Source organism: Sphingobacterium sp. FBM7-1, from assembly GCF_020687765.1.
Classification (GTDB): Bacteria; Bacteroidota; Bacteroidia; order Sphingobacteriales; family Sphingobacteriaceae; genus Sphingobacterium.
Genome location: NZ_JAJEWJ010000003.1, coordinates 74,523 through 88,398, shown reverse-complemented (window position 1 = coordinate 88,398; position 13,876 = coordinate 74,523). Strand labels below are relative to the sequence as shown.

The following is a 13,876-nucleotide window of genomic DNA, read 5'->3' as shown; positions in this document are numbered from 1 at the left end:
TAAGTGTCAAAATAACTTACTCATGGAAACAGTCAATATAAAAGCGTATACAGATGATGCTTCGCAAATCGAAGCCTTAAAAGCTTTTATGAAAGCCTTGAAAATAAAATTTGAACTTTCTAAAGAGGAAGGAAGCCCCTATAATCCGGAATTTGTAGAAAAAATACAACAAGGAGATGAAGATAAAAAAAGAGGGAGAGGAAGGACAATGACGCTTGATGAACTTGATGCTTTATGGAAATAATATATCTTCCGCAAGCAGAAGAAGACCTAAATTATTGGATAAAAACAGGAAATAAACCTATTCTCAAAAAAATAGCACAGTTAACAAGGGCAATTGTTGCAAGTCCATACGAAGGAATTGGTAAACCCGAGGCGCTCAAATACAATCTCGCTCCAAAATGGTCGAGAAGAATTACGAAAGAACATCGGTATATCTATCAAATAGAAGATGAGAAGCTTTATGTATTTTCATTAAAAGGTCATTACGGATAATTCCAGCTACACCTCATCCAACGGTTTCCGCTTATCTTCTTTGATTTTTTTAAAATGGCTGGGCGATAAGCCGGTCACTTTCTTGAACTGGTTGCTGAGATACGCCACACTGGAATAACCCAGCTGATAAGCAATTTCACTTAACGACAACTCATCATAAACCAACAGTTCCTTCACGCGCTCGATCTTTTGAGCGATATGGTATTTTTCAATAGTGATACCCTCCACTTCGGAGAAGAGATTGGATAGGTAATTGTAATCATGATGCAGCTGATCGGCCAAAATATCCGATAGATTAACGGTGCGCTCCCTATATTGTTCGCGTACCCATTGTATAACGATAGCTTTTATCTGTGCAATAAGCTGACTCTTTTTATCGTCAATCAACGCAAATCCCAGCGGCTCCAGTACATCTGCAATCGTAGCCAATTGGGCTTGCTCCAAGGTCTCCTTTAGTGCCACCTCTCCCAATTTTATAGCCTGGATATGGAGCCCGAGTTTCTCCATCTCTTGGCGAACCACCATGATGCAGCGGTTGCATACCATATTTTTGATGTATACTGTCATGAAATAACCATGTATAGTATTAATCCCTATTTTTTCTAAACATTTTTAGGAAATCTACAGGAGCCATCACCGATATATCTGCACTTTTATAATCTTTTATGTTTCGGGTAATGATCACGTCTAACCCTTTAACGGTTAATGCTGAAGAATATTGAATGGAATCTTCATAATCAGAAAATTCATTTTTTAGGGCCTGTAGAATTTCTTTCTTCGTAGTACCGATAATTTCAGTCATTTCTGCAAGTGTCTCTACTACTTCCAACGTTTTTTTATGACCCAAAAACCGCCTTACGATATAGTAAATATTATTTATGCTAACAGCTGATAAAAACAAAACAACAGCCCCACTTTCGCCCAGTTCAAAAAGCTCACTGGCTGGGTTTGCATGAGGTTCCCTATCCGTAAAAAAATCAATGACGACGTCCGAATCGATAAATAATTTATAGGCCATATTTTTTAGATAATTCTTCCGCCAGCATTTTTTTGTAGTCGATATTTTCGTCAGTTTTTATAATTCCGCGTAGTTTTTGGACTTTAGGAGAAAGTTGTTTTGGCTTAATTTTTCGTCTATCTACCGTTAGCAGTTTGAAATAGTTCTCAACCATTTCAGAGAGGCTTTGTCCCCGCTCTTTCGCATATTCTTTCGCAGTTTCAATAACTTCTTTCTCCAGTGTCAAGGTCAATTTTGTACTCATGATTTCCTCCTTTGTACAAAAATACGTGTTTGTTTTGTGAAAAACAACACGTGTTCCGGCGCAAAAAAATGTAATTTTAATCCGCATAACCACTATTCATTATTCATTATTGATCGCACTTTTGTTTACGCAATTGCACGATCCCTAATTAGCACAAATAGGTCGCATCCAAATGTTTTACAACTGCACCGACTCATCCTTAGTACTATTCCTAATGTAAAACATTTGAAGTGACGATTTTTTATGGATTCGTGTTTGTTTTGGGATCCATGAGCTCACTTTGTTCGGTTTTGCTTCTTTTTTTGAGGGAAAACCACGAAGTGCTCATCCATACCATTTAAGCTAACTACTAATGGATAAAAAGAAGAAGAGAAACCTTATCTTTACCCATTATGGAGATTTTACATTCACGAATATACGGAGAAGACAACGCCCGCACCCCGCTATTGGTTATGCACGGTTTATTTGGCATGTCTGACAACTGGGGGAGCTTTGCACGGGAATTTAGTCAGGATAGGCCGATACATTTAATCGATTTGCGGAACCATGGACAAAGTTTTCACCACGAGGACATGTCGTTGTCGGCTATGGTAGACGATTTGGAAACTTATGTACAGACACACCAATTGCATGAGGTGGATATTATTGGACATTCTTTAGGGGGCAAAGTGGCGATGCAATATGCGGTTACGAAGTCGACCAACATCCGTAAATTAATTATCGCGGATATTGCGCCGAAAGCGTATCCTCCGCATCATCAGAAAATAATTGAAGCGCTTAAAGCGGTTAAGATGGAAGAGGCGCGTAACCGTGGTGATGTAGAAAGCCAATTGCGCCAGTATTTGAATGAAACAGGTGTCATTCAGTTTTTGCTTAAAAACGTATATATTACAGAAGATAGGGCGTTAGATTGGCGTTTTAATTTGAAAACCCTGACAGAAAAATATGCCGAATTTATCACGGTGGGAGTAGAGCCTGGCGTGTATGATGGGGCAACGTTGTTCCTCTCGGGCGAGAAGTCAAACTATATTGTAGAAGACGATCGCGCTATGATTAAGGATATGTTTCCGAATTCGGAGATCCAGACAGTTCCTAAAGCGGGACACTGGGTGCAGGCGGAAAACCCAAAAGCGTTTAACGAACTGGTCGCTCAATTTTTAGGGTAGGGGTACCTACTGAGTATGTAACAAAATCTATATAGAAAATAGGGTATAGATATTTATTCCTATCTTTCGGCTTTTATCCAAGTGAACTATAATATGAAGCAAGTACGTAATTTAATCCTAGCCGCAGTTTTACCTATAAGTGTACTGATAGGTTGTGGAGAGACTCAAAACAAGCAAACAAATGAAAGTCACAAGGCATGGGAAACAGCCGATAGCATACGCGCGCTGATTGTGGAGCCCACTTTCGCGAAGAAAGATTTTGTTATCACGGAATACGGGGCAGGTTTGGATAGCACGGTGCTGAGCACCAAAGCAATCAATGACGCGATTGAAGCGTGCCATGTGGATGGCGGCGGACGTGTGGTGGTTCCAAAAGGGACGTTTCTGACGGGGGCAATCCACCTGAAAAGTAATGTTAACCTACATTTAGAGGATGGTGCAAAGTTATTGTTTAGCCGGGACGTGGAAGACTATAAGCCGTTGGTTAAAACGCGGTGGGAAGGAATGGAATGTATGAACTATTCGCCCCTGATCTATGCCTATGGTCAAGAAAATATTGCAATTACTGGTAACGGTATTTTGGATGGAAACGCCAATAATGAGTTCTGGTGGCCATGGAAAGCAAAGAAGGAGCATGGTTGGGTTGAAGGGATGGACAACCAGTTGGCAGCCGTCAAAAAACTGACGCAGGATGTGAAAGATCGGGTCCCGGTAGAAGAGCGGGTATATGGCGACGGACATTTTTTACGCCCACCATTTATTCAACCTTATAATTCTACGAACATTTTAATCGCAGACGTGAAGATCATTAACGCCCCGTTCTGGAATATTAATCCGGTATTATGCGAAAATGTAACGGTGCGGAACGTCAGTGTAGTCACACATGGACCCAACAATGATGGTTGTAACCCGGAGTCCAGTAAAAATGTATTGATAACGGATTGTTATTTTGATACGGGAGATGATTGTATCGCTATTAAATCCGGACGGAACGAAGATGGTCGGGAGATTGGGCGTCCGGCGGAAAACCATATTATCGAAAATTGTGAGATGAAAGATGGGCATGGTGGTATCGTGTTAGGTAGTGAGATATCTGGAGGAGCGAGGAATATTTTCGCCCAGAACCTGAAAATGGACAGCCCGGAACTGGATAGGATTTTGCGGATTAAGACAAGCTCGCTTCGCGGTGGAGTGATCGAAAATATATACATGCGTAATGTGGAGGTGGGCACATACAAAGAAGCTGCTGTGTTAGTTGATATGTACTACGAGAATCCAGGTGATTTTATGCCTACGGTACGTAATGTTACGGTGGAAAACCTAAACGTTAGAGAGGGAGGTAAGTTCGGCGTATTAATCAACGCTTATGAAGAATCGCCTGCAGAAAACCTCCGGATTATTAATTCCACTATCGAAGGTGTAGATGTGCCTATTCAGGCGAATTATACTAAAGGGATGAAATTTGATAATGTAACGATCAACGGAAAATTGGTGAGTGAAGAAGATGTACAGGCATCTTCCGAAGCGGAATTTGAAACATTTTAAAGAGAAGTATCCTTCAAAAATATATGGAAAAATAAATGGCGGTGCATATCAAATGCCCGCCATTTATTTTATTGTATAGGGTGCTGATCTATCCAATCTTGCATGATACGCCAGTCATACAGATGGAATACATTTCCATTGCTCATCGCGGCGAATACACCATTTGGAAACTGTTCTCCGAAATTTACGTTCAACGCATCTGCACCATCGCATTCCACGGTCGAAACCGGGATGTTTGCAATCAATGTATGTTCGTGCGGGTTACCTGTTTCACCTTCTCTTTTATAGACTAAAAAAGTATTGTTTTGCTGGTTGGAAACTAAGATATACCCTGTTTTATCATCTTTCTTATAAATCGCGATACCTTCGTGATCTCTTTGTGCATCCTGCTGCGCAAAAAGAGCCAGTTCTTCGTCTCCTTTTTCGGGGTCGGCATAGTATTTTCTAACACCGATGGTTTCATCCGAATAATAAACGTATCCCAGTTCGTTATCGACAGCGATAGCTTCGATTTCTTTCTTTCCACTGTAGGTGCCGAATTTACGGATAACTTCGCCAGATACAGTACCATCACCGTTTCCAGACAGTCTATACTGCCATAGATAGCTTCCTGATGGACCGTTCTTACGCCCCACGATCGCCTGAATTTCTACATTGGCCGAATCGATTTGTTTGGTGTACAGTGCGATGCCCATTCCGTCACGTTCTTCTTCACCGGTTTCACCTTCGAAAATCGGAATACCGCCATTGTCGATAGGGGTTAAATCGGGTAAGGAGAAGATGCGGAGACGGTGTGCTTTACGCTCGGTTGTCACCGCAATATCGGTCTTTTTTCCATTGATCATTAAGCCGTACGCCACATCCACGTTGTTCGGGCGCTCCATATCGATAAATTTGTTGACGATCTTGCCCTGTAGATCATAAACGTAAAGTCCACCCCCGACTTCCTTGTCGGTTCCGATGATGAGGCTTTTCGTCGGATCGTCGGGATGTACCCAGATAGCGGGGTCGTCCGTATCGTTTGGAGTCGGTTCGGTAATGACCGTCGGCTTAATCGCGTTATCGGCTACTGGAGCCATACGGTCTTGACAGGATGTTGCCAAGAGGAGTAGGGTGGAGCAAATAAATAGTTTGTTCATCGTTTTGTGTATTTGGTGTGTTTATTTTGTTAACTCATATTTATGCAGAACTTTCGCACCTGTTTCATTCGCGCGGACAGTCTGTACGAGTATTTTGCCGTCGACTATGGAAAATGCCATAAAACCAGGCTCCGCAGCCGCGAAAATCGTTCCTTCCCGATTTCCGGACGCACGCACTTCGCTGGCAGCACCGGAAAGAAACTGTGTGGTAAACCGACCTTGGGGCTTGATGATCTGTAAATCATGCTCGTGTCCACAGATATAGGCGTCGACCCTGTACTGATCAAATAAGCCGGCAAATTTTTGTTCGAACAATTTCGTGTCTTCGCTGTCCTTACGCTTTCCGCCAGAATATAAAGGATGATGCCCGATCACGACTTTCCATTTTACTTGCGGATCCGTTGTTCCGAGCTGTTCTATCAGCCATTGTGTTTGTTTTGCGGTGTCCTGCTCAGCGATATCCCGATACTTTTCAGGATCCTCATAATAGCCATCGATATAGGGATTCGTATCCATTACGATAAGGAGCATTTTTTCGTCGTCGTTTACTTCGAATGTTTTGCTATAGTACCGGGCAGGCATATTCCATCGTCTACTGATATTGGTATAATCGATCTGTGCCTGGACATTTCCTCGATAGTCATGGTTGCCCAGTGCGACGTACCAATCCATGTACAGACTGGGATCTGTATAAATAGTTTCAAAAGAAGATATCCAATGAAAGTCTGTTGTGCTGGCAACGCCGTTCGGATAAAAATTGTCTCCCACCGAGACGATAAACTCCGCATCAAGGGCGACAGTTGCGTGTCCCAATTCTCGCGCAACGTCTTGTTGGTAATAGTTGCCGACACGCCCAAAGTCACCCAGTACCAAAAAGCTGTAGCTATCTTCGATGTAAGTTAAATCAGGGATGTTTTTTCCCTTATATCCAGTCTGCTTCTCGTATTCGAAAGGGGATACCTGTCCGAACGTCAATGCGAGGTTGAAACAGATAATAGCTGCTAAAAGTGTTTTTTTCATCTTATTCTTATTTAACACCAAAAACCAACAAAGGCGTTTTCTTTTCTGGCTTTGGCATGGTACAATAATCGAGTTATTATAAATCAAATTTTAGTCCTAGGTTAAAGCGTGGTCGATAATATTCCATTTGCATGGTGCGTTCTTTGTTTCCCTGATAATAGCGCAAGGGCTGGTTGGTCAGGTTGTTTGCTTCGGCAAAAATACGAAATTGACGTGCTATCTTATAGGACGCATTTGCATCAAGGAAAAACTGTTTGTCGTAGTAAGCGTCATAGAAGTCCGCTTCGCCGATTTCATCTAAATAAGCGGCGGTATAGTTTGCCGATACGCGGGCGGAAAACCTATCATTTTCCCAAGATATTGACCCATTCACCATGTGCGGTGCCGTACGTGGAAGACCTAGACCAGTTCTTTCCTCGCCATCCTCACTGGTAATTCCCTTAGCTACAGAGTGTGTGTAAGTATAGTTCGCATAGATGCCGAAGCCTTTTAAGAATTTTCCAGGAAGGAAGTCCAACTGTCGTTGAAAGGCTACTTCTGCACCATATACATCTACATTGTCGCCATTCCGGGACTGTACAAATGTCCATTGATCCGTTGCATCGGCTGGGATAGGGTTAGCGATATCTGGGAAATCCGTAGCAAATTTCTCGCTGCTGTAGTTGGCGTCGCGGTAGCTATAAATAAAGTTATTTAAATTTTTATAGAAAATTCCGGCCGATACGATCCCGATATTTTGAAAATAGTTTTCCGCCATCAAATCAAAGTTCGTGGCGTAAGTAGCTTTCAGATCGGGGTTGCCAGTCATGATCTCGTGATCGCCGGGAAGGGAACTCACGAAGGGTGCTAATGCGTAATAATTCGGGCGGGCTAAGCTTGTTGTAACCGCCGCACGCACGATGAAATCCTTTGTTACGTCGTGTCTGAATGTTATGCTAGGCAATATATTGATATAATCGTTTTTATTGTTTACCTCACCCAAAAGCTCTTCCTCATCTTGTACATAGTTTCCCGTGTAGTCAATTTTGGTATATTCCATCCGTGCGCCGACAATCATCGATGTCCGTTCGGTAAAATTCTGATCCCAGCGAACATATCCCGCAGAAATCAGTTCTTTTGCATGATAGTTTTCAGCGAGATATTCCGAAGGCGCAGCATCTTGCTCGAATAGTGCGGTGTTATGCAAGTCTAGTCTACCTAAATATCTTTTGTCTACAAAACCTCCCGGCGTGTACTGACTACCTGGCGCAAAATTGCTGCCTGACCAATTTTCGAGCGATGCGCTGCTCATCGGTCCGAAGTCGTCCACAGGAGAATATTCGTAAAAGATATTATCTCTTTTCTTATTTTTTATGCGTAGCCGGGTACCGAAACGAAACCTTCCTTTCTGACCATCGATAACGCTCAGCGGAAAACGAAAGTTTATTTTCGCTCCAAACTCGTCTTCTGAGGTGTAATCCTGGTTGTCGGTCAGCTCTTTTAAGCTAAATTGCGAATAATCATGGTAATTGTCTGCAACGAAAGGTTTGCGTGGCTTTGAAAAGTCGTTATTTAATAATAGACCTTCTTGCTCAAATTCAATATACCGTTCGTTGGGGCGATCCTCGGAAGCTTTAGAGTAAGAAGCTGCCCAATCGAAGTCTAATTTAGACGTCAGTAAATGTTCACCTCTTAACGAAAAGTTCATTACTTTTTGTCTTTCCAGACGGGCATTTTTGTTGGTATTATCATCTATGCCGCCTTTTGTTTGTCTACGAATATCGCCGACATAGGAATTTTGGTCTGCATCCCATTCCATATCCTTATAGGTTACCGCATAACGATTTTCCCGGTCGTCGCGCCAGTTATAGATGGCATTTAGTTCGATTCGGTTTCTAGAATTTATTTGATAGTCGGTTGCTAGGGAAAAACTGCGGCGGATACGCTGCACATCGTATTTGCGGATTTCCATTTCTTCCACAAAGGCATTGCCATCCTCGTCTTTCCATGCGGCTTCGATATTATCGGATCCAAAGGTCTGGCTTTGAATCGTTCCGCTCAGTACAATGCCTAATTTGTTGTCGGCAAAGCGGTTACCATATACCAGTGAGCCGTTATAGATGCCTTTTTCGCGGATGGGCATATAGCCACCTCCTAAAGTAGCAGAAATACGTTGTTTATTCGGTACGGCACGCGTAATCAAGTTAACCGAGCCACCAATCGCGTCGGCGTCCATATCGGGCGTTAAGGTTTTATTGACCTCAATCGTCGAGATCATATCCGATGGGATCAAGTCCATCTGTACGTTCCGGTTATCACCTTCGGCTGATGGAATACGGTCTCCGTTCAGCGTCACTGAATTCAGTTCCGGCGATAGACCGCGCACGATAATATCACGTGCCTCCCCCTGGTCGTTTTGCATCGTAATACCGGGGACACGCTTCAATGCGTCACCGATATTCTGATCCGGAAAACGACCGACCTGGTCACTCGAGATAATATTGGTGATATTGCTGTTGTTTTTTTGTTGGTTCAAGGCCCTAGCCTGTCCTTTAGCCATGTCTCCCATTACGCTGACTTCGCCGATCGTTTGCGCAAGCGAAGTAAGAAGGACTTTCATTTGCTCGTTTTTACCATTTACAGTAACTTGTTGGGTATAGGTCTGGTATCCCATATAGTTGATGCTAAGGGTATAGGTTCCTGCAGGAACATTTAGGAACTCAAAGTCTCCGGTAACATCCGATATCGTATAGCGATTGCCGGGTTCTAGCCTCAACGTCGCTCCGGGTAGCGAAAAGGCATCATTGCTGTCTAATACTTTGCCTTTTAGGATACTAGTTTGCGCAAAGCTCACCGAACAGCACAGAAAGAATAGAACAGTGTAAAATAATTTCATGCGATTTTTTTATAAAATGATATGGTTTGATTGATACATTTAAGTATTTCTTTTCACGCCAAAAATAGGTTTCCCATGTTTTCAGACTGTTAGCGGATCGTTAAGCTTTTGTTACATACAAAAAAACACAGCAAAAGCTGTGTTGACCTGTTTTCGAGAAAGGCGCAAGAAAATTATCCGTGTTGCTTCGCGTGCCGGTTAATATATTCCGACGGGCTTAAACCATACATCTTTTTAAATAGGGTCGAAAAATGTGTTTGGTTTGTGAATCCTAGTGCATAAGCAACCTGGGAAATATTCATTTGCTTATCCAAGAGTAGTTTTTCGGCTTGTTTAAGGCGTATGTTACGGATGAATTCGCTCGTGGAGATGCCCGTCAATGCCTTTACCTTACGATGTAATTGCACCCGGCTCAGCCCGACTTCGTCGGCTAATAATTGCACATTCAGGCTGGGGTCTTCGAGGTATTTATTGATGATCCCCACGATGCGCTCCATCAGCACTTCATCGCTGGATTTAAAGGAAATGGTTTTTACTTTTCCTTCTTGTTCCTGGGCGCCAGAGTATTTGCCTTTAACGGTCATTCGGTTTTTAATCAGATTTTCTGCCGTAATCAGGAGTTCTTCGATGACAAAAGGCTTTGTTAAATAAGCATCGGCACCTAAACCTATTCCTTGCATACGGTTTTCTTGTGTGGTTTTTGCCGTAAGTAGAATGACGGGAATATGGTTGGTCGAACTGTTACTCTTAACCTTTTTGACCAGCTCGAACCCATCCATATCGGGCATGGATACATCGGAGATAATAAGGTCGGGGAGTTGAGATAGCGCAAGTTGAAAGGCATCGCTACCGTTTTCAGCAGATATGATTTTATAGATGCTTTGCAGTTCTTGGCTTACATAACGCAGGATATCCTGCTCATCGTCCACGACGAGTACTTTGAAATTTGTTTTGTGTGGAATGATTGGCGGGACTGCCGCTTCCGCCGTCGCAGGAGGAAGTGGTTTCTCGACCAATATGTTTTTATCGTCACTTTCTTTTGCCAATTGGTTTGCGGGTAGATGGCGCATGCCCATTGGGATCTGTACGGAAAAGCGGCTTCCGGTTCGGTCCGTACGGTTTTCTGCAAATATTTTCCCACCATGTTTTTTAACTAACATTTGCGTGAGGTGTAAGCCAATGCCTGACCCCTGTGGTCCGCCGGAAATTTGGTTGTTGCCTTGATAAAAGCGTGTAAAAATTTTGGCGGTATCATCTTGTGGGATACCCGAACCCGTGTCGGATACGGTTATTTCGGCATAATTGGGTTGCTTGGTATGCTGTTGGCCAAGAGACGAACTGACGTGTACATCGATGATGCCGCCACTGGTGGTATATTTAAAGGCGTTGGATAATAAATTATGAAGCACTTTATCCAAGCTGCTCTGATCAATCCATAGGGGTATATATGCGGAATCGGATGTAACCCGAAAAGTGATAGCTCTTTCGTGGGCCTGTTGCTCAAATGCTTCGGCACACTGCGTAACGAACGCGGTAAGATTCGTCTCTTGAAATTTTAACTGCAGTTGTCCGCTTTCCAATTTGCGTATATCCAGCAATTGGTTGACGAGGTGGAGTATGCGGCGAGCATTTCGTCGCATATTTTTAAGGGTCTCCTGCGCGTAAATATCGTTGGTGTTTTTAATCAATTTATCGATGGGGCTCAATACGAGGGTTAGTGGGGAGCGGATCTCGTGTGAAATGTCCGTAAAAAGCTGGAGTTTATAAGCCTGTAGCTTTTCTAAACGGCGTTCGCGAAGATAATGTGCGATCAAGGTTAGTAAGCCAATAAATATAGCGAAATAAACCAGGTAAGCGAATGTACTGCGGTACCAGGGTGGCATAACATGCAAGGTGACGAATTTACTCTCGGAGTAAGCACCAAATTTACAAGCTCTGATTTCCAGTTCATGTGCGCCTGGAGAGAGGTTGTTGTAGGTGATCAGGTTGACTCCCGGAAGGGTGGTATTCCAGGTTTTGTTGAAACCTTTTAACCGGTATTCATAATGGATGTTTTCCGGACTGTTAAAATCCATGGTAGACAACTCTAAGGTAAAGCTGTCATCTTGGCTACCAAAATAAAACTCATGGGCTGTCGCCAGACTTTGGTCAAAAATGGGAGTGCCGCCCGACAAATCGCCCGGCTTGATCGATTGGTTGCGGACATACAGATTCGTGATATAGACGGGATGTGTATAGGCAGCTATATGAATCTGTTTAGGGAAAAACGAGGTGACACCCTGTTTGCCGCCGTAGTAAATCTTCCCTTCGCCATCTTGGTGGTAAACGGAGATGTTATAGGAGCGGTCCACCAATCCGTCTCCAGTATAGTAATTGACGATTTTATTATCGGTAGGGTTCACGTAATTGATACCGTTATAGGTGCTACACCATATATTCCCTTGTTTATCTTCACCTAATCCGGAAATTACGTTACTGGATAGGCCGTTGTTCGTGGTATAACTTGTTAATTCGCGTGTATCTTTAGCGATTTTATGCAGCCCATTGTACGTGCCCACCCACAGGTTCTGTAGCCGGTCTTGTAACAGGGAAAGTACGATCTGCTCAGAGAGATGTTGGTTTGCCCGCTGATGAACGAAAGCGTTTTTGCGGGGATCATAACAGCTGATTCCTTTGTGGTGCCCCAGCCAGATCAACCCTTCTTGATCGCATAAGAGTATATTGATCCAGTCATTCCCCAACGTGCCACTGGATGCTGTGGTATTGTTCATGCTGAATTGCCGGAACGTATTGGTGGAAGCATCATATTCGACAAAGCCACGACCGAATGTAGAAATATACAATTTTTTGTTTTTTCCGAAAACCATTGCTTTGGCGTCTACTTCGGCAAATAGATCCAAATAAATCACTTTTCGATCTTTCGTTATTTTTCCAAGGCCGCGGCGGTATGATAAAAACCAGAGATCGCCTTGGGCGTCTTCCTGCAATTGTGTTATATCGCTTAATTCCGGAAATTGTTGAATAATATGTCCCGTCTTATCGGCGTTGAACACGCCTCTATTTTCTACACTATACCATACATCGGCGTTGTGGTCGGTTGTTACAGCATTAATTTTGTACTTGTCGGACTCTTCGAGCTCCAATACCCGCCAGAATTCAAATTGTTTGTTGCTGGAGGGAATAAAAACGAGACCGCGTTGAAACCATCCTAACCAAAGGTTCTTTTCCCGATCCTGAAGAAAGCTGGATATGCGCGCAATGCTGTAGTTTCTGTCGAGATTGGAGAGTTCTATACGATTGAATCGCAGGGGGAGTTGGGTTAAAGATAATTGCCACATCCCTTCGTGGTCGGTACTTGCAATAACCGCTGTCTCGTCGGTGTTAAGCTGAATATCACTAACGAACGGTCGGCGGTTATCCGCAAACATAATGGGACGAAAATTAAGGGCCGATCGATCGCTGAGAACGACTTGCGCATGATAGCTCAACATCACCTCGCCAGACTTGGTGACCAACATATTGTATTTATCCCCATTGGGAAAAGGTACTTGTTCCCGCGGAAGTTTTTGAATTTGTTTGAAATCAGGGGATAGACGGACTACACCCAAGCGATCCATGGCTATCCAGATGTGGCCATCTTGATCTTCTATGAGTTTGCGACCGTACATCCCCCCAATAAGCTGATTGGCGTCCTCCAATCGAGTAGCCACCCCGTTTGTCCGATCAATGGAAAAAAGTCCCCATCCCGACGTGGTGACTAACAAGGATTCATCCCGGCGGGTTAAGATATCAGTGATATGTGGGGCAATCTCGTCCGGAAACTGAATGCGTATAAATTCGTCTTTATTTTCGTCGTAATATTGTAGACCGTTTGAACACCCGATCCACAAGTAGTCGCGGCAGTCCCGATGCAGAATGGTAACGTGGTTGCTAGAAATAGAGGTGCTATCCTGTATGTCGTGCAAGTATTGGATAAATCGGATGCCATCGAATTTATTCAATCCGTATTCCGTTGCTATCCATATATAGCCATGTTTATCCTGTGATAGACTCTTGATTAGGTTGGACGATAGCTCGCCGACTCCATAGTCCCGGTGGTCGTAAATACGGGTGGCTTGTCCACTAGCGAAGAGTGTACAAAAGGATAATACTAGAAGTAAAAGTATTCTTAACATTGGTTTCCACGGTTATCTAAACGGGAAGATACAAAATCTATTCTTTTATGCAATCATAGAACGATTTTTTTCAATGCAAAAATGGGTGCGAAAAGTAGGGGGGTAACCGAACGAAACGAATATGTAACATACGAAAGGGTCTTTGCAACAAAATAAAGGTCGAATGTAACATGGTGGATTGTCTTTGCTAACCTATTGA

The 13,876-nt window shown here is 43.2% G+C and carries 11 protein-coding genes; 4 read left to right on the top strand and 7 right to left on the bottom strand.

What is annotated here, in order from left to right; all coding sequences use genetic code 11:
* Positions 1 to 22 precede the first annotated feature (22 nt).
* Entirely contained in the window at positions 23 to 244 is a 222-nt protein-coding gene (locus tag LKO28_RS07075; RefSeq protein ID WP_227694007.1) for a DUF2683 family protein, read from the top strand.
* A complete protein-coding gene (locus LKO28_RS07070; protein WP_227694005.1) occupies positions 235 to 495 on the top strand; it encodes a Txe/YoeB family addiction module toxin in 261 nt (86 codons plus the stop codon). Before LKO28_RS07075 ends, LKO28_RS07070 begins: the two co-directional genes overlap by 10 nt.
* A gap of 6 nt (positions 496 to 501) precedes the next feature.
* On the opposite strand, the gene LKO28_RS07065 is transcribed toward LKO28_RS07070, so the two are convergent.
* Genes LKO28_RS07065 through LKO28_RS07055 form a run of 3 tightly spaced genes read right to left on the bottom strand, consistent with a single transcriptional unit; the run spans position 502 to position 1,757 of the window.
* Positions 502 to 1,062: a helix-turn-helix domain-containing protein gene (locus LKO28_RS07065; protein WP_227694003.1), complete on the bottom strand. Its 561-nt coding sequence runs from the start codon at positions 1,060 to 1,062 to the stop codon at positions 502 to 504.
* Between the two features lie 19 nt (positions 1,063 to 1,081).
* Positions 1,082 to 1,513, bottom strand: coding sequence for a type II toxin-antitoxin system VapC family toxin (locus LKO28_RS07060; protein WP_227694001.1), 432 nt, complete (start codon positions 1,511 to 1,513; stop codon positions 1,082 to 1,084).
* Positions 1,503 to 1,757, bottom strand: coding sequence for a DUF6364 family protein (locus tag LKO28_RS07055; RefSeq protein WP_227693999.1), 255 nt, complete (start codon positions 1,755 to 1,757; stop codon positions 1,503 to 1,505). Before LKO28_RS07055 ends, LKO28_RS07060 begins: the two co-directional genes overlap by 11 nt.
* A gap of 392 nt (positions 1,758 to 2,149) precedes the next feature.
* Between LKO28_RS07055 and LKO28_RS07050 the strand changes: the two genes are divergently transcribed.
* Together LKO28_RS07050 and LKO28_RS07045 are read left to right on the top strand one after the other, a co-directional pair.
* Positions 2,150 to 2,923 carry an alpha/beta fold hydrolase gene (locus tag LKO28_RS07050; protein WP_227693998.1) on the top strand — a complete coding sequence of 258 codons (774 nt, stop codon included), beginning with the start codon at positions 2,150 to 2,152 and terminating at the stop codon, positions 2,921 to 2,923.
* Between the two features lie 93 nt (positions 2,924 to 3,016).
* Positions 3,017 to 4,468 (top strand): glycoside hydrolase family 28 protein, encoded by a 1,452-nt coding sequence (locus LKO28_RS07045; RefSeq protein WP_227693997.1) that lies wholly within the window; start codon positions 3,017 to 3,019, stop codon positions 4,466 to 4,468.
* Between the two features lie 68 nt (positions 4,469 to 4,536).
* On the opposite strand, the gene LKO28_RS07040 is transcribed toward LKO28_RS07045, so the two are convergent.
* The 4 genes from LKO28_RS07040 to LKO28_RS07025 all read right to left on the bottom strand — a co-directional run bounded on the left by LKO28_RS07040 (position 4,537) and on the right by LKO28_RS07025 (position 13,677).
* On the bottom strand, positions 4,537 to 5,607 hold the full coding sequence (locus LKO28_RS07040) for a phytase (RefSeq protein WP_227693996.1): 1,071 nt from the start codon (positions 5,605 to 5,607) through the stop codon (positions 4,537 to 4,539).
* Between the two features lie 21 nt (positions 5,608 to 5,628).
* A complete protein-coding gene (locus LKO28_RS07035) occupies positions 5,629 to 6,627 on the bottom strand; it encodes a metallophosphoesterase (protein WP_227693995.1) in 999 nt (332 codons plus the stop codon).
* A gap of 76 nt (positions 6,628 to 6,703) precedes the next feature.
* Positions 6,704 to 9,502 carry a TonB-dependent receptor gene (locus tag LKO28_RS07030; RefSeq protein WP_227693994.1) on the bottom strand — a complete coding sequence of 933 codons (2,799 nt, stop codon included), beginning with the start codon at positions 9,500 to 9,502 and terminating at the stop codon, positions 6,704 to 6,706.
* A gap of 173 nt (positions 9,503 to 9,675) precedes the next feature.
* A complete protein-coding gene (locus LKO28_RS07025; RefSeq protein ID WP_227693993.1) occupies positions 9,676 to 13,677 on the bottom strand; it encodes a hybrid sensor histidine kinase/response regulator transcription factor in 4,002 nt (1,333 codons plus the stop codon).
* Positions 13,678 to 13,876: the final 199 nt, after the last annotated feature.

Excerpts from the sequence above, each read along its gene's own strand:
- LKO28_RS07075 (WP_227694007.1), top strand. The coding sequence starts at position 23 with ATGGAAACAGTCAATATAAAAGCGTATACAGATGATGCTTCGCAAATC.
- LKO28_RS07070 (WP_227694005.1), top strand. The coding sequence starts at position 235 with ATGGAAATAATATATCTTCCGCAAGCAGAAGAAGACCTAAATTATTGG.
- LKO28_RS07065 (WP_227694003.1), bottom strand. The coding sequence starts at position 1,062 with ATGACAGTATACATCAAAAATATGGTATGCAACCGCTGCATCATGGTG.
- LKO28_RS07060 (WP_227694001.1), bottom strand. The coding sequence starts at position 1,513 with ATGGCCTATAAATTATTTATCGATTCGGACGTCGTCATTGATTTTTTT.
- LKO28_RS07055 (WP_227693999.1), bottom strand. The coding sequence starts at position 1,757 with ATGAGTACAAAATTGACCTTGACACTGGAGAAAGAAGTTATTGAAACT.
- LKO28_RS07050 (WP_227693998.1), top strand. The coding sequence starts at position 2,150 with ATGGAGATTTTACATTCACGAATATACGGAGAAGACAACGCCCGCACC.
- LKO28_RS07045 (WP_227693997.1), top strand. The coding sequence starts at position 3,017 with ATGAAGCAAGTACGTAATTTAATCCTAGCCGCAGTTTTACCTATAAGT.
- LKO28_RS07040 (WP_227693996.1), bottom strand. The coding sequence starts at position 5,607 with ATGAACAAACTATTTATTTGCTCCACCCTACTCCTCTTGGCAACATCC.
- LKO28_RS07035 (WP_227693995.1), bottom strand. The coding sequence starts at position 6,627 with ATGAAAAAAACACTTTTAGCAGCTATTATCTGTTTCAACCTCGCATTG.
- LKO28_RS07030 (WP_227693994.1), bottom strand. The coding sequence starts at position 9,502 with ATGAAATTATTTTACACTGTTCTATTCTTTCTGTGCTGTTCGGTGAGC.
- LKO28_RS07025 (WP_227693993.1), bottom strand. The coding sequence starts at position 13,677 with ATGTTAAGAATACTTTTACTTCTAGTATTATCCTTTTGTACACTCTTC.